Raw genomic sequence first — 14,735 nt, 5'->3', positions numbered from 1 at the left:
CAGGCTCTGCATCACCGCGGCGCCGGCCATCGAGCCCGACGCCACGGCAGCCGACACCTGCGGCATGCCCACACAGAGATCACCGGCGGCGAACACGCCGGGCATCGAGGTGCGCTGCATCGAGTCGACCGCGACGGCATCGACGGCGACCGGCGACGGCGGCGCCAGCGCCAACCCCAGCTGCGCCACCAGATCACTGCGTTGGCGCAATCCGACGGCCGCCAGCAGGCCACGACGCGGCAACTGTCCCCCGTCGGCGAACACCACCGCAGTCAATTCCCCTGCTTCCGAACGCAACTCGGCGACCTGCCGTTCGTCGACCTTGACCCCGGCGCCCGCCAGCAGGTCGAGCTCCTCGGCACCCAGCCCGGCCGGACCGTTCGACAGCACGATGACGTCATCGGTCCAGCCGCGCAGCAGCAGTGCGACGTGCACGGCCCGGTCGCCCTGCGCCAGCACGGCCAGCGGTTGGTCGCGCGCCTCCCAACCGTGACAGAACGGGCAGTGGAACACCGACCGGCCCCACAATTCGGCCAGTCCCGGGATCTCCGGCATCTCGTAGTGCATACCGGCGGCCAGCAGCACTCGACGCGCCCGTTCCTGACGTCCGTCGGCCAGGGTCAGCACGAACCCTGCACCGTCGCGCACGGCGGTGACCACCGTGCCCGACCGCACCTGCACGCTCGGATATGCCTGCAGCTCGGCCCGTCCCAGCTCGTACAGTTCGGCGGGCGGACGACCGTCATGGCCGAGCAGCCCGCCGATCCCGTGCGCGGCCAGGTTGCTCTGGGCGCCCTGATCCACGACCAGGGTGCGGCGGCGGGCCCGGCCCAGCACGAGGCCGGCGCTCAAACCCGCCGCGCCACCGCCGACGATGACGCAATCCCATGTGATGTCCATGCCATCGAGCTTGCCGGGCACCCTCGAACCTGCCAAGCTGATTTGCCATGCAGGCAAACTCGGTCGACGAGACGGTCCGAAAGCGACTGCGCGACCTGCGCAACCAGCAGGGCTTGACCTTGCAGGATGTCGCGGAGCGGGCCAGCATCGATGTGTCGACGCTGAGTCGGCTGGAGTCGGGCAAGCGCCGGCTGGCACTGGACCACCTCCCCCGGTTGGCCGCGGCCCTGGCCGTCAGTACCGACGAACTGCTGCGTGAACCGGAGTCCGAGGACCCCCGCGTGCGGGGCAGTTCGCACACCCGGCACGGCGTCACGTACTGGCCGCTGACTCGAAACGGGCCCACCGGTGGCCGGCACACCTACAAGGTGCGGGTCAGCGCGCGGCGCAACAAGCCGCCGACGGAGTTACCGGTCCACGAGGGTCAGGACTGGATGTACGTGCTGTCCGGGCGACTGCGATTGATCCTCGGTGAGCGTGATTTCATCATCGAACCCGGTGAGGCCGTGGAGTTCTCGACGTGGACACCGCACTGGTTCGGCACCGTGGACGGGCCGGTCGAGGCGATCATGATCTTCGACGTCCACGGCGAGCGGATGCACCTGCACAGTTCTTGACGCCATACCCCTGCGACCGTCACCGCCCCTTGCGTGGCTGCATGGTGGCCAGCGCCTTGTCCATGGCATCGCTCACGATGGTCACGTCGCCATGGACTCGCGCCAGCAACATCGAGCCTTGCAACGTGGCCAGAATGGAGCGGCTCAGGCTCTCGGGATCGGCGCCGGGGGGTAGTTGCCCGCGGTCGCGCATCTTACGAAGGCCCGCCGCCAGCAGGGATTCCCAGCGCCCGAACGCGAGCGCAAGACTCTCGGCATAGGTCTCGTCCCCCTTCAGTTCGGCCGCCAATGATCCCAGCGGGCAGGCGAACGGACCTCCGGGCGCGCGGTGCATGTCGACGATCTGGTCGACCCATCTTCGCAATCCCGCCCACGAATCCACCCGGTGTATCTCGGGCTGGCAGTCCAGGACCAGCTCGAGCTGTCGCTCGATGACCGCACGAACCAGTTCGGCCTTGCCGGAAAAGTAGTGGTACAGCTGAGACTTACCGCAACCCGCGGATGTCAGCACATCGTCCAGGCTCGTTGCGGCGACGCCATTCGCGTAGATCGCCGCGGCAGCCGCATCGACAATGGCCGCGCGACTACGACGGCCCCGCTCGGTGGCCGGCAGCGCCGATCGGCCCGGCCGACGTGTGGTCGACATTGCTCGAAGATATCGCGTCGTGGTGCGCAACAGGCACAAGCGAGCCATCAACCCGAAGAATGACGAAATGCTGACATTGCGAGCGCGGGTGGTCGATTCGAGCGACGAATGCCGACCTGCGACATAAATTGTCCTGAGTAGTACAGTTTGCACCCGAGAGACTTCGCTCCCGGGATGACCGAAACGAGCCTCCATGTCAGTTGTCGTAGGTATGCAATTCCCGGTCGACGTCGAAGTCGGTTCTCCGGACGGGCCACTCACGGTCTCCCGATTGCTGGGCAGAGGACCGGTGATCGTCGCTTTCCATCGGATGTGGTGTCCGTTCTGCCAGCAGGCGGCTCGCGACCTCATCGCCGTCAGCGACCAGCTGGACGAAATCGGCGCGACGGTCATGCTGGTCTACCGCGAAGGTGTTGACCAAGTGCGCACGTCATGTCACCACCGCGGAATACCTTTTCATTGCGTCAGCGACACAGCTCGCTCGTTGGAGAATGCCGCCGATGTCGGTCGATTCTCACGCATCCGCTATCTGGCCTTCTCTCCTGCCAGAGTTTTTCGCGTCCTGCGCGCAGGCAGCCGCATCGGGGTCGGCTCCGACTTCCTGCAGGGCCGAGGGACGTTCGTATTGGACCGTAACGGACGTGTCGTGTACGCACACCGAAGTGTGACCGCGGCCGACATCCCGAACATCGACGACGTGGTCGCCGCTGTTCGGGCCGCGGCACAAGTGAATTCGTGACTGTACTGCACAGTACATAAGATGAAACAGGAAGGCACAGCATGAACAAATCCGACCGGACTGCGGCACTTCTGGAGGTATTCGCAGCAGAACAACGCGCCCTGGATGCTTCGGGACTGCCGGCGTCGCTGGCAGTCCCAGGCCTTCGAGTGCCCACCGTGCCGCTGATGCACGCCGATGGAACGCAGGTGGCATCCGATGAATTGTTCGCGAGCAGCCCCACCGTCATTGTCTTCTATCGTGGCTCCTGGTGCCCGTACTGCAATATGGCGTTACGAGCCTACGAAAAGGATCTGGCCCCGGCGTTGCGCGCCCGAGGCGTGCAACTCATCGCAATCAGCCCGCAGACACCGGATGGGTCGACGGCCAGTCGCGATGACAACGAACTGAGCTTCACCGTCGTGTCCGACCCCGGCAATCAACTGGCCGCAGCATTCGGCATTCTCACGGCGCCGAGCACCGAAGCTCTGGCTGCCCAACTCTCCCTGGGGCTGGACCTTCGTGAGGTGAACGCCGACGGCACCGTCGAACTACCGATGCCGACCGTCGCCGTCGTCGACGAAGCGCACATCCTGCGGTGGATCGACGTTCAGCCCAATTACGCCAAAAGAACCGAACCCGGCGATATTCTGGACGCCGTCGTCCAGATCACCCGGACACCAGGCACGGCGGATTCGACCCCCGGCCTCACATCGATCACGTCGCGGATGAGCGAACTGGCACAGACACTCGGCGTCAAATCCTGCCTCGTCATGCGTTCTGACCCCGGTTCCATGGTGGTGGCCGCAACGGCCGGAGCGGGCGCCGACTTCTATCGTGTCGGAGACGCCGGCCAGAAGGCGGCGACGGGCGACGCCGAGGTACCACTGTATTGCGAGCGAGTCGTGGACACCGGCGACGCGGTGTTCATTCGCGACTCCCGCGATGACGAGGCATTCGCGGGCAATGCAGACGAAGTCGAATTCGGCCTGACGAATTACTTCGGACTACCCGTGCGGAACACCGAAGGCCAGGTCGTCGGCACGGTGTGCGTGCTCGATGATTCCGCCCACGACTACGACGATCGAGCCAAGCACGAACTCGAGATGCTTCGCTCCGGCGTGGAGGCGATCATCGCTCAAGACCCATCGGCCTTGTCCGGCTGAGGCGGTCCAGCGCAGTCAGAGCGGATTTCGACCGGCGAGGGCCACCAGCCGCGCAGTCGGGCTCACCCCCGGCCCGACCTCCACCTCGGCACCGAACAGACCACTCGGCCGAAGGCTGGGAACCAGCTGCGCCCCAACGGCTTCCGCGAGCGAAGCTTCGGAATCGGTGAATTCCACCTCTGCACCCACGGCGGTGGCGAGATCCCAGCTGTGGATCAGGGTCGAATACGTGATGATCCCTACAGCCGAAACGGCCGGCATCGCCCCGATGACGGTGGTGACCGGTTTCTCCCAGTCGATGATCGATGCCCATGCGCGATGCGAGCGCGCCACCGCCCGTTCAGTCACGCCCAGTGGATCGGACCCCAAGATGTCCGTTCCACTGAAGAGCTCCTGCTCGGTCGGGCCACCCGCACCGTCCACAGCCGCGGAAAACGCATCGATCGAGGCGATCGTGTGACTGACCAACGATCGCACGTTCCAGTCCGCGCACGGACTGGGGACGTCCAGATCCGCCGAGCTGAGCTCGGCGACCAGGGTCACCAGTCGTCGATCGGCCTGGTGCAGCAATTCGAGCGAGGACATCCGGTCTCCAGTTTCTAACGATAATTGTTCACAGTTGCCGTTACTTTGTATCGCGCTGAACTAACGGTGTCAACACTGAGATATCGTTAGCAGGGTGAGCGACCCATCGAGGCTGGACAGTGCGCAGGCGCTGGGGTTTCCCGTCGCCGACGAACCGCTCGCCGTGGACCTCGCCGACACGCTCATCACGGCGACCGACCCCGGCACGGATCTGATTCCCGACGAGGCCACCTGCCGGGCATGGTGGGACCTTCAACGTGACCGTCTGCCGGCTCGCGCAGGCACACCATCCCTCTCGGCGACCGTCGCCCTCCGGCAAGCCGTCCGGAATATTCTCGATGCCCACATCGGCGCCGCCACGCCGCCGCGGGCGAGCATCGATCGCGTCAATGCGGCCGCTGCCGCCGTCGCATCGACTCGGCAGCTGAAGCGGTCCGGGACCGGATGGGCGGCGGAGACCCTACTGCTGGCAACTGATGAGCAATCGCACGAGTTGGCACTGGCGGCGGTCGCCGAAAGCCTCATCGATATCCTCGTCGGGCCTGCGCACGACCGACTTCGACAATGCGCCAACCCCGCCTGCAGCATGCTCTTCATCGCGCACGACGCCCGCCGGAGATATTGCACGCAGAACATCTGCGGCAATCGGGCGCGAGCGGCCCGGCATTACCGCCGCCATCACCCTGGCTGACGAGCGGAGGCGCCTACAGATACGCGGTCTGATTGACCAGTCGCACCGAGGCCAACCCGTCCGGGTAGAACTCGGCCACACTCAGCGACGCCAGGTCCAGATGCAGCCGGTAGAGGATTCCGGCGTTGCCGTCCAAGGCAAGTCGCAGCAGCGTCTTGATCGGCGTCACGTGCGACACCACCAGCACCGTCGACCCGGCGTGCTCGGCGACGATCCGGTCCTTGGCGCTGCGCACCCGCCGCGCCACGGCGTCGAAGCTCTCGCCCTCGGGCGGTGTGACGCTGGTATCGCGTAGCCACCGGCCGTGCAACTCCGGATCCCGTTGGGCCGCTTCACCGAACGTCAGGCCCTCCCAGGCGCCGAAGTCGGTCTCGATGAGATCGTCGTCGACGGTGACGTCCAGACCCAGCGCCTTGGCGGCCGCGGCCGCGGTCTCGTAGGCCCGTTGCAGCGGTGAGGAGATGACGGCCGCGACGCCGCCCTGCTCGCCGACATAGCGCGCCGCCGCGTCGGCCTGGGTGCGGCCGAGTTCGGTCAGCGGCGGGTTGCCGCGGCCCGAGTAGCGCCGGTGCACCGACAGTTCGGTCTGGCCGTGCCGCAGCAACAACAATCGGGTGGGTTCTCCGCGGGCGCCGGTCCAGCCGGGCGCCGCCGGCTTCTCGGCCGGCGGATCCGCAGCCGCGTCCATCGCCTGGTTGGCCAGCCGGTCGGCGTGCGAATTGCGTTCCCGCGGAATCCATTCGTAACTCACCGACGCGAACCGACGCGCCGCCTGGGTGGCCTCGCGGTGCAGCTCCAGCAGGTCGGGGTGTTTGACGCGCCACCGTCCCGACATCTGCTCGACCACGAGTTTGGAATCCATGAACACCGCCACCTCGGTGGCGCCGACCTCGGCGGCCGCCTCCAGCCCGGCGATCAGGCCGCGGTACTCGGCGACGTTGTTGGTCGCCAGTCCGATGGACTGCTGACGTTCGGCCAGCAGCGTCGACCGGTCGGCGCTGAACACCGCTGCACCGTAGCCGGCCGGTCCCGGATTGCCGCGGGAGCCGCCGTCGGCTTCGACGACGACCTTCACGGCCTGATCCGCAACAGGATGGCCCCGCACTCCGGGCAGCGCAGCACCTCGTCCTCGTCGGCGGCGGAGATGCGCGCCATCTCACCGCGGTCGATCTCGATGCGGCAGGCACCGCAGCGCTTGCCCTGCAGCAGACCGGCGCCCGGACCGCCCTTGGCGCGCTGCTTCTCGTACATGGCCACCAGGTCGGGTTCCAATGCGGATGCCAACTCGCTGCGGCGCAGGGCGCCGACCTGACGGGCCTGGTCGATGGCGACCAGCGCCTCGTCGCGGGCCCGCTGGGCCGCCGAGAGCTCGTTCTGCAAAGCGTCGATCCGGGTGAGCTGCTCGGACTGTTGGGCCTGCAACGCCTCCCGGCGTTCCATGACCTCCAGCATCGAATCCTCCAGCGCGGACTGGCGGCGCTGCAGGGTCTCCAGTTCGTGCTGCAGCTCCGAGAGCTGCTTGGGGTTCACCGACCCGCCGTCCAGCAGTGCCCGATCCCTGTCCTCGCGCTGCCGGACACCGTCGATCTCGCTCTCCAGCTTGGCGACCTGACCGTCGAGGTCCTCCAGGGCGATGCCCAGGACGGCGAGCTGGTCGTTGGCGGCCCGGTGCTCGGCTTGCACCTTGTCGAACTCCTGCTGTTCGGTGAGATGACGGGCCCGGTGCTCGACCCGGCTCAGCTCGGCATCGAGCTCGGTCAGGGCCAGTAGCGAACGCTGTTGGGTGAGTGCAGCTTTCATCACAGATGTCCTTCATCGATATTCCATGGATCGGTGCGCACCGTGCTCACGTGCACCGGAAGTTCGGGGCCGAAACGGTCGGTGAGCAGCTTGGCGGCTTGGCTGCACCAGGGGTACTCACTGGCCCAGTGCGCCACGTCCACCAACGCGGTGTCGTACTTGCGGCGGTGTTCGTCGGCCGGATGGTGGCGTAGGTCGGCGGTGAGGTAGACCTGCGCGCCGGAGCGGGCCGCCACGTCCAGCAGCGAATCCCCCGCTCCCCCGCAGACGGCCACCCGCGACACCAGCTGTCCCGGGTCCCCGGCCGCCCGCACGCCCCATGAGGTCGCGGGCAGCCTGTCGCGCACCCGGGAGACGAAGGCGGCCAACGATTCCGGCTCGGGCAGGGTGCAGATCCGCCCGATCCCGACGCCGGACGGCAGCGGGGCCAGGGCGAAGACATCGAAGGCGGGCTCCTCGTACGGATGTGCCGCGCGCAGCGCCGCCAGGACCGCCGCGCGGCGCGCGGACGGGGCGATCACCTCGACCCGGTCCTCGGCCACGTGCTCCACGGTGCCCACCGTGCCGACGGCCGGGTTGGCGCCGTCGAGCGGCAGGAACTGGCCGGTGCCGCCGACAGTCCAACTGCAGCAGGAGTAGTCACCGATCTGCCCGGCACCCGCCGCGAACAGCGAAACCCGCAGGCTCTCAGCGTCGCCCGCGGGAACGAAGACCACCCATTTGTCCAAGTCGGCGCGGGACTCGGCCGGCGCCAGCACGTCGCGCACCTCCAGCCCCAGCGCTTCGGCCAGGGCGTCGGAGACGCCCGGCGACGCCGCGTCGGCATTGGTGTGCGCGGTGAACAGCGACCGGCCCGAACGGATCAGCCGGTGAATCAACGACCCCTTGGCGGTGCTGGCCGCCACGGTGTCGACACCGCGCAGCAGCAGCGGGTGGTGCGCCAGCAGCATGCCGCCGTCGGGCACCTCGTCGACCACCTCGGCGGTGGCGTCGACCGCGATGGTCACCGAGGTCACCGGCTCGGTCGGGTCCCCGCACACCAAGCCCACCGAGTCCCAATCATGGGCCAATGCAGGCGGATACGCGGTGTCGAGCACCGCGATCACGTCGGACAGTTGCACACTCAACGCAGGCCCTCCACCAGTAGCGGCCATTCGGGACGCACCGCGGCCCGCAGATACTCACCGTTCAGTCCCACGAACGTGTCGCAGCGACGCACCGCAATTGCCTTGGCGTCCAGCCTCTTGCGGGCCAGCTCGGCATCGGCGACGCGCAGCAGCACGAACGGGGCATGGCCGTCGACCACGTCGACACCGGCCGCGCGCAGGCCGGCCACCATCTCGGCACGCATCACCGCCAGCCGCTGCGCACCGGCCTGTGCCTCGGCCACCGCGTCGGGCGCGCAGCACGCCGTCACCGCCTCCAGCTGCAGGGTGCCCAGCGGCCAGTGCGCGCGCCGGGCGGTCAGCCGTTGCAGCACCTCCGGCGCCCCCAGCGCGTAACCGACCCGCAGGCCGGCCAGCGACCACGTCTTGGTCAGGCTGCGCAACACCAGTACGTCGGGCAGCGACAGCGCGGCCACCGACGCCGGCTCGCCTGGCACGGCATCGGCGAACGCCTCGTCCACCACCACGATGCGGCCCGGGCGCCGCAGCGCGAGGATCTGGTCGACCGGGTGCAGCACCGAGGTGGGGTTGGTCGGGTTGCCGACGACCACCAGGTCGGCCGCCTCCGGCACCCGGGCGCCGCTCAGCGCGAACGGCGGCGCCAGCACGACGTGCTCGACCGGAATGCCGGCGGCGCTCAGCACGGCCTCCGGTTCGGTGAACGACGGCGCGATCAGCGCGGCCAGCCTCGGTGCCAGGTTGGGCAGCAGCGCGAACCCCTCGGCACCGCCCGCCAACAGGGCGACCTCGTCTGGGCCGCGCCGGTGCCGGGCGGCGACCGCCCGCACGGCGCGGTCGGTGTCGGTGGCAGACGGATAGTGGCCCAGCTCACCCAGGCGTGCGGTCAGCCGGTCGACCAGCCAGGACGGCGGCCCGGACGCGCGGACGTTGACGGCGAAGTCCAGCATCCCGGGCTCGACGGCCTGATCGCCGTGATAGCGCGCCGCCTGCCGAACCCCGTGAACCACAGCACGACAGTAGTGCGCCGCCCGCAGGCACAGGTACATCGGCGACAATATGACCGTGACACGTCTCCCCCAGCTGGTGCTGTTCGACCTCGACGGAACCCTCACCGACTCTGCCGACGGGATCGTCGCCAGCTTCCGGTACGCGCTGGACATCGTCGGTGTCCCGGTGCCCGACGGGGACCTGGCCGGCCGGATCGTCGGGCCGCCGATGCATCACACGCTGTCCGCGATGGGACTCGGTGACCGTGTCGACGAGGCCATCACCGCCTACCGCGCCGACTACACCACCCGCGGCTGGGCGATGAACAGCCTGTTCGACGGCATCCCGGCGCTGCTGGCCGATCTGCGCGCCGCCGGTGTGCGGCTGGCCGTCGCCACGTCGAAGGCGGAGACCACCGCCAAGCGCATCCTGGCCCACTTCGGCCTGGACGGCTATTTCGAGGTGATCGCCGGCGCGAGTTCGGACGGCACCCGCGCCGCCAAGGCCGATGTGGTCGCCCACGCGCTGGCGCAGTTGAGCCCGCTGCCCGAGCGGGTGCTGATGATCGGCGACCGGTCCCACGATGTGGAAGGCGCCGGGCAGCACGGGATCAACACCGTCGTCGTCGGCTGGGGTTACGGCAGCGCCGATTTCGACGGACCCGACGCCCCCGCCCCGCTGCACCGGGTGGACACCATCGCCGATCTGAGGGAGGTGCTCGGTGTCTAGGCGGCGGGTAGGAGCGCAGCGACCGGGGGAACAGCTTGTGCATGTCACCTTCATCTGCTCGGGCAACATCTGCCGGTCCCCGATGGCCGAGAAGATGTTCGCCCACCAGATAACCGAACGCGGCCTGGCCGACGTGGTGCGGGTGACCAGCGCGGGCACCGGCGGCTGGCATGCCGGCGAGCCGGCCGACCACCGCACCAATCAGGTGCTGCGCCAGCACGGTTACCCGACCGCGCATCGCGCCACGCAGATCGACGAGCATCATCTGGCCGCCGACATGGTGATCGCGATGGGCCGCAATCACGCCCGGATGCTCAAGGACATGGGGGTACCGGCCGAGCGGCTACGGATGATGCGATCCTTCGATCCGCGTTCGGCCGCTTACGCCCTCGACGTCGAAGACCCGTACTACGGATCGCTGCACGACTTTCAGGACGTGTTCGACGTCATCGATGCCTCGCTGGCCGGGCTGCACGAGTGGGTGGACAAGAGGCTGGCCGAGCAATGAAGCGCTGGGCGTTCCTGATCCGGCCACAGTGGTTGGCGCTGTTCGTCGTGGTGCTGGCGTTCGCCTGGTTGTGTTTCACCGTGCTGGCACCGTGGCAGCTGGGCAAGAACACCAAGACCTCCCGGGAGAACTCACAGATCGCCGCGTCACTGTCCGCGGACCCGGTGCCGCTGACCAGCGTTCTGCCCCACCAGGATTCGTCGGCCCCCGATCAGCAATGGCACCGGGTGACGGCGACGGGACGGTATCTGCCCGAGGCGCAGGTGGTGGCCCGGCTGCGGTCGGTCGACGGTGACCCGGCCTACGAGGTACTGACCCCGTTCGCGGTGGACCACGGGCCGACGGTGCTGGTGGACCGCGGGTACGTCAAACCGGAGCAGGGCACGGCGCTGCCGCCGTTCGCCGCCCCACCGGGCGGATCGGTGACCATCGAGGCGCGGCTGCGCGATGCCGAGCCCGTCGCGCTGGGCAAGGAGCCGTTCCGGGCCGACGGCGCGCAACAGGTGTATTCGATCAACCCGGGACAGGTGTCGCAGGTGACCGGTGTCCCGCTGGCCGGCTCCTACCTGCAGTTGGTGGACAACCAGCCCGGCGGCCTCGGCGTGATCGCGCTGCCGCATCTGGACGCCGGGCCGTTCCTGTCCTATGGCATCCAGTGGATCGCGTTCGGGATCGTCGCGCCGATCGGGCTGGGGTATTTCGTCGTCGCCGAGGTGAAGGCGCGCCGGCGTGAGAAGGCGGTGGCTTCCGATGCGCCGGACGCTACGCCGCAGACCGCCGAAGAGAAGCTCGCCGACCGGTACGGGCGGCGGCGCTGACGGCCGCGACGGTGGCCAATGCCTGCACCGAGCGCGACAGCCGGACCGCGCGCCGCAGATCGCCCACTCGCGGCGGCGAACCGTCACCCAGGGTGGGGCGCAGCTCCAGCCGGTGCGGGTACTGAGTCGGCCCGCCCAGTTGCACACCGAGCGCCCCGGCGAACGACGCCTCGGCGACCCCGGCATTCGGGCTGGGGTGTTTCTCGGCGTCACGTCGCCACGCCCGCCAGGTCGCACCCGGCGCGCCCGAGACCGCGACTGTGCACAGCCCCGTCACCCGCGCCCCGACGTAGTTGACCGCGTCGTCGAAACGCGCGGCGGCCCAACCGAATCGCTCATACCGCGGTGAGTGGTGCCCGATCATCGCGTCGAGGGTGTTGGCGCCGCGATACACCAGCAGTCCGGGCACGCCGGCCAGCGCGCCCCACAGGATCGGGGCGACCTGCGCATCCGAAGTGTTCTCGGCGACCGATTCCAGCGCCGCGCGGGCAAGGCCGTCGGCGTCCAGCGCCGCGGGGTCCCGGCCGCACAGCGACGGCAACAGAGCCCTGGCCCCGTCGAGGTCCGCGCTGCCGAGCCGGTCAGCCATCTGCGCGCCGGTACGGGCCAGTGAGGTGCCACCGAGCACCACCCAGGTACTGACCGCGGTGACGGCGAAGGTCCACGCCGGCCCGCGCCGCGCCGCGGCCTTCTCGGCGGCGATCCCGAGGGCGGCGAGCCCGCCCAGCAGGGTGGCCGTGTGCACGACGCCGGCTGCCCTGCTGTCGGCGTACGTGCGTTTCTCCAGCGCGGCGGCGGCCGTCCCGAACGCGGCCACCGGGTGAGCCCGCTGCGGATCGGCCCACCACAGGTCGGCGAGATAGCCGGCGGCCAGCCCGGCCGCGCGGGCAGTGTGTCCGAACACGACGGGCAGCATAGTTCCCCGTCGGTTCCTCGCCCGAACGTCTCGCAAGGTGCTGTACTCACAGACATGAGGCTGGGACCACCGCGCCGTCCGCGCCGCGTCATCGACCTGCTCAACCCGGTCGCCGCGCTGGCGCCGGCCGCCAACGTCATCATGCAACTGTCGCTGCCCGGTGTGGGGTACGGCGTGCTGGAGAGCTCGGTCGACAGCGGCAATGTCTATCTGCACCCGTTCAAGAGGGCCCGCACCACGGGCACCTACCTCGCGGCGGCCACCTGCGGCACCGACGCCGATCGCGCGCTGATCCGCTCCGAGGTGGACCGGGTTCACGCCCGGGTTCGGTCCACCGGGTCCAGCCCGTTGCGCTACAACGCTTTCGACCCGCAGTTGCAGTTGTGGGTGGCCGCATGCCTGTATCGGTACTTCGTCGACCAGCACGAGTTCCTGTACGGACCGCTCGACGACGAATCGGCCGACGCCGTCTACGCCGACGCCCGAAGGCTGGGTACCACCTTGCAGGTGCGCGCCGAGATGTGGCCGCCGGACCGGTCGGCATTCGACGAGTACTGGAAGCGGACCCTCGACGATCTGCGGGTCGACGAACCGGTGCGTGAGCACCTGTACGGGGTGGCGTCGGTGGCCTTTTTGCCGTCGCCGCTGCGGCAATTGGCCGGACCACCGATGTTGTTCGCCACCAAGGGTTTTCTGTCCAGCCCGTTCCGCACGCTGATGAAGCTGGACTGGACTCCGGACGACCAGCGCCGGTTCGCGCTGTTGCTGGCCGGGTTGCGCGCCGCCGACCGGATCGTGCCGCGGGAGGTCTGGACATTCGGGTACCGGCTGTACCTGTGGGACATGCGGGTGCGGGCCCGGCTGGGAAAACGAGTGGTGTGAAAGGGGAAACTCATGTCGTTTGCGGCACTGAACCATGTGGCGGTCACGGTGCGCGATATCGGCGTCAGCGGGCCGTGGTACCGCGCGCTGATCGGGTTCGACCCGGTGCTCGACGAGCAGACCGACGCCGGCTTCCGGCATCTGGTGTGGGAGTTGGACGGCGGGACGCTGTTCGGCATCCACCAGCACGAGCGCGGGATCGAACCCGGCGAGTTCACCGAATTCCGGGCCGGGTTGGACCATGTCGGGTTCGGCTGCGCGTCGCGTGCGGAGCTGCAGGCGTGGGCCACCAAGCTCGATGAACTCGGTATCGCCCACGGTGGCGTCGTCGACGCGCACTACGGGTCGGGGCTGAGTTTCCGGGACCCGGACGGCATCGCGCTGGAGTTCTTCGCGCCGCCGGAGTGATCAGCCGCGAGCCGGGTCGGCTGGTTGGGTCGTGGAAATGAACTCGTCGATCAGGTCGATGACCGCAGCCGGCCGCTCGACCTGCGCGAAATGGCCTACGCCGGGCAGGATTTCGAGGCGGCAGTCCGGCCGCGCGTCCAGCGCTGCGTAGGCGTGGTCGACCGGGATGATGTCGTCCCGGTCGCCCCAGATGGCCAGCACGGGCAGACCTTCACGCAGGTTCAGCCGGTTAAGCGCGCTGACGGACTGGCCGCGATAGTCGACCACCGACCGCAGCGTGCGCAGGAAGGCCTCGCGCGTCTCGCGATCGGCAAAGGAGGAGTACGCATTCCAGATCTCCGCGCCGCGCGGCGAACGCAGGCCGGCCGAACTCAACCATGAGCGCACCGTGTTTCCGGCGCGCAGCACCGGTCCGGGCGCGATCACCGGCATGATGAACTCGGCGCCCGGGGCCGCCAGCAGCCGCAGGATCCAGCCGACGTCGGGGCCGAGGCCGCCGCTGCTGATCAGCGCGAGGCGGCGGCAGTAGTCGGGATGCTGATAGACGAACTGCATGGCCACCCCGCCACCCAGCGAGTGGCCGACCACCGTGGCCGATCGCACGCCGAGCTGGTCGAGCAGATCGCGCAGGCCGACGGCGAACGCGCCGAGCGAGTAGTCGGTGCGGGGCTTGGACGACTGCCCATGGCCCAGCAGGTCGGGCGCGATCACCCGGTACTTCTTGGCGAGTTGCGGCAGGACGTCCCGCCAGGTGTGCGCGCTGCCGGCCATTCCGTGGATCAGCAAAAGGACCTCGTCGCCCTCGCCCTCGTCCACGACGGCCTGACGTGCACCGTGAATGTCGATGAACTTGGTCTCAGCCATGGCAGCTCCTGTTCGCTCCACCCTCGACCCTACTGAGCGGTAAGTTACATCGCCAACACGGGCGCATGCGTGGATACGACAGACGTCGAAAGGGTTCTCACAGAGCCGCCGCAACTGTTCCTTGAAACCCGATCTACGAGAATGTCGGCGTCGTTGTCCGGTCCAGCGGCGCCCAACGCCACTGAGCCAAACAGTCGAGCATGGTCGCACTGTACTCGCGAGCACGGCGCAGATCTGCTCACGACGCCCGAAAACTCGCTCGGCGACCGTCAACAGGGCCTGTTACACGAGAAACTGGCTCTTCATGATTGAGGGTGTAGAACGGTCAGCTGCTGTCGGCCTGTGATTGGGGTGTCTGGTTGGCTGGGTGTGT

At 68.5% G+C, this 14,735-nt stretch carries 18 protein-coding genes and 1 pseudogene; 9 read left to right on the top strand and 10 right to left on the bottom strand.

Annotation, left to right across the window (positions count from 1 at the left end):
- Positions 1-45 precede the first annotated feature (45 nt).
- Positions 46-900, bottom strand: a pseudogene (locus tag AWB94_RS36400) (NAD(P)/FAD-dependent oxidoreductase); the annotation flags it as partial.
- A gap of 47 nt (positions 901-947) precedes the next feature.
- On the opposite strand from AWB94_RS36400, the gene AWB94_RS01570 reads away from it, so the two are divergent.
- Positions 948-1,517: a type II toxin-antitoxin system RelB family anti-toxin gene (locus AWB94_RS01570; RefSeq protein ID WP_062654592.1), complete on the top strand. Its 570-nt coding sequence runs from the start codon at positions 948-950 to the stop codon at positions 1,515-1,517.
- A gap of 19 nt (positions 1,518-1,536) precedes the next feature.
- Here the strand turns inward: AWB94_RS01570 and AWB94_RS01565 are convergent, their stop codons facing one another.
- The gene (locus tag AWB94_RS01565) at positions 1,537-2,163 is read right to left on the bottom strand and encodes a TetR/AcrR family transcriptional regulator (protein ID WP_062654591.1); all 627 of its coding nucleotides are present in this window, start codon (positions 2,161-2,163) and stop codon (positions 1,537-1,539) included.
- Between the two features lie 193 nt (positions 2,164-2,356).
- On the opposite strand from AWB94_RS01565, the gene AWB94_RS01560 reads away from it, so the two are divergent.
- On the top strand, positions 2,357-2,902 hold the full coding sequence (locus AWB94_RS01560; RefSeq protein ID WP_084394909.1) for a redoxin domain-containing protein: 546 nt from the start codon (positions 2,357-2,359) through the stop codon (positions 2,900-2,902).
- A gap of 41 nt (positions 2,903-2,943) precedes the next feature.
- Complete coding sequence (locus AWB94_RS35625) at positions 2,944-4,047, top strand: redoxin domain-containing protein (RefSeq protein WP_234811569.1); 1,104 nt, start codon at positions 2,944-2,946, stop codon at positions 4,045-4,047.
- A gap of 15 nt (positions 4,048-4,062) precedes the next feature.
- Here the strand turns inward: AWB94_RS35625 and AWB94_RS01550 are convergent, their stop codons facing one another.
- The gene (locus tag AWB94_RS01550; RefSeq protein WP_062654589.1) at positions 4,063-4,632 is read right to left on the bottom strand and encodes a TIGR03086 family metal-binding protein; all 570 of its coding nucleotides are present in this window, start codon (positions 4,630-4,632) and stop codon (positions 4,063-4,065) included.
- 94 nt (positions 4,633-4,726) lie between these two features.
- Here AWB94_RS01550 and AWB94_RS01545 point away from each other — a divergent pair, with 94 nt between their 5' ends.
- On the top strand, positions 4,727-5,323 hold the full coding sequence (locus tag AWB94_RS01545; protein WP_062654588.1) for a CGNR zinc finger domain-containing protein: 597 nt from the start codon (positions 4,727-4,729) through the stop codon (positions 5,321-5,323).
- A gap of 13 nt (positions 5,324-5,336) precedes the next feature.
- On the opposite strand, the gene AWB94_RS01540 is transcribed toward AWB94_RS01545, so the two are convergent.
- Genes AWB94_RS01540 through cobC form a run of 4 tightly spaced genes read right to left on the bottom strand, consistent with a single transcriptional unit; the run spans position 5,337 to position 9,257 of the window.
- Positions 5,337-6,398 (bottom strand): bifunctional RNase H/acid phosphatase, encoded by a 1,062-nt coding sequence (locus tag AWB94_RS01540; protein WP_062654587.1) that lies wholly within the window; start codon positions 6,396-6,398, stop codon positions 5,337-5,339.
- Complete coding sequence (locus AWB94_RS01535; protein ID WP_062654586.1) at positions 6,395-7,123, bottom strand: zinc ribbon domain-containing protein; 729 nt, start codon at positions 7,121-7,123, stop codon at positions 6,395-6,397. The genes AWB94_RS01540 and AWB94_RS01535 overlap by 4 nt, the downstream gene beginning before the upstream one ends.
- Entirely contained in the window at positions 7,123-8,250 is a 1,128-nt protein-coding gene (locus AWB94_RS01530; protein ID WP_234811567.1) for a Nif3-like dinuclear metal center hexameric protein, read from the bottom strand. The genes AWB94_RS01535 and AWB94_RS01530 overlap by 1 nt, the downstream gene beginning before the upstream one ends.
- Complete coding sequence (cobC, locus tag AWB94_RS01525; RefSeq protein ID WP_272937604.1) at positions 8,247-9,257, bottom strand: Rv2231c family histidinol phosphate aminotransferase CobC; 1,011 nt, start codon at positions 9,255-9,257, stop codon at positions 8,247-8,249. Before cobC ends, AWB94_RS01530 begins: the two co-directional genes overlap by 4 nt.
- 49 nt (positions 9,258-9,306) lie before the next feature.
- On the opposite strand from cobC, the gene AWB94_RS01520 reads away from it, so the two are divergent.
- From AWB94_RS01520 to AWB94_RS01510, 3 genes are read left to right on the top strand one after another with little or no spacing between them, the layout of a single operon-like run.
- Positions 9,307-9,966: an HAD-IA family hydrolase gene (locus AWB94_RS01520; protein ID WP_084394907.1), complete on the top strand. Its 660-nt coding sequence runs from the start codon at positions 9,307-9,309 to the stop codon at positions 9,964-9,966.
- A 37-nt stretch (positions 9,967-10,003) separates the two neighbouring features.
- The gene (locus AWB94_RS01515; RefSeq protein WP_264022064.1) at positions 10,004-10,474 is read left to right on the top strand and encodes a low molecular weight protein-tyrosine-phosphatase; all 471 of its coding nucleotides are present in this window, start codon (positions 10,004-10,006) and stop codon (positions 10,472-10,474) included.
- On the top strand, positions 10,471-11,292 hold the full coding sequence (locus AWB94_RS01510) for an SURF1 family cytochrome oxidase biogenesis protein (protein WP_062654583.1): 822 nt from the start codon (positions 10,471-10,473) through the stop codon (positions 11,290-11,292). Before AWB94_RS01515 ends, AWB94_RS01510 begins: the two co-directional genes overlap by 4 nt.
- On the opposite strand, the gene AWB94_RS01505 is transcribed toward AWB94_RS01510, so the two are convergent.
- Positions 11,237-12,208, bottom strand: a complete 972-nt coding sequence (locus AWB94_RS01505) for a cobalamin biosynthesis protein (protein WP_062654582.1) — start codon at positions 12,206-12,208, stop codon at positions 11,237-11,239. The two genes, AWB94_RS01510 and AWB94_RS01505, sit on opposite strands and share 56 nt — an antisense overlap.
- A gap of 54 nt (positions 12,209-12,262) precedes the next feature.
- Between AWB94_RS01505 and AWB94_RS01500 the strand changes: the two genes are divergently transcribed.
- On the top strand, positions 12,263-13,090 hold the full coding sequence (locus AWB94_RS01500; protein WP_062654581.1) for an oxygenase MpaB family protein: 828 nt from the start codon (positions 12,263-12,265) through the stop codon (positions 13,088-13,090).
- A gap of 12 nt (positions 13,091-13,102) precedes the next feature.
- Complete coding sequence (locus AWB94_RS01495; protein ID WP_062654580.1) at positions 13,103-13,498, top strand: VOC family protein; 396 nt, start codon at positions 13,103-13,105, stop codon at positions 13,496-13,498.
- Here AWB94_RS01495 and AWB94_RS01490 read toward each other — a convergent pair whose 3' ends face one another.
- Both AWB94_RS01490 and AWB94_RS36210 read right to left on the bottom strand, forming a co-directional pair.
- The gene (locus AWB94_RS01490) at positions 13,499-14,362 is read right to left on the bottom strand and encodes an alpha/beta fold hydrolase (protein ID WP_062654579.1); all 864 of its coding nucleotides are present in this window, start codon (positions 14,360-14,362) and stop codon (positions 13,499-13,501) included.
- A gap of 44 nt (positions 14,363-14,406) precedes the next feature.
- Positions 14,407-14,604: a nucleotidyltransferase domain-containing protein gene (locus tag AWB94_RS36210; protein WP_409365947.1), complete on the bottom strand. Its 198-nt coding sequence runs from the start codon at positions 14,602-14,604 to the stop codon at positions 14,407-14,409.
- Positions 14,605-14,735 lie beyond the last annotated feature (131 nt).

Origin of the sequence: Mycolicibacterium canariasense (assembly GCF_002101555.1) — a bacterium.
GTDB lineage: Bacteria > Actinomycetota > Actinomycetes > Mycobacteriales > Mycobacteriaceae > Mycobacterium > Mycobacterium canariasense.
Note: the sequence above shows the minus strand (reverse complement) of the source record. Positions and strands in the feature narration are given on the sequence as shown.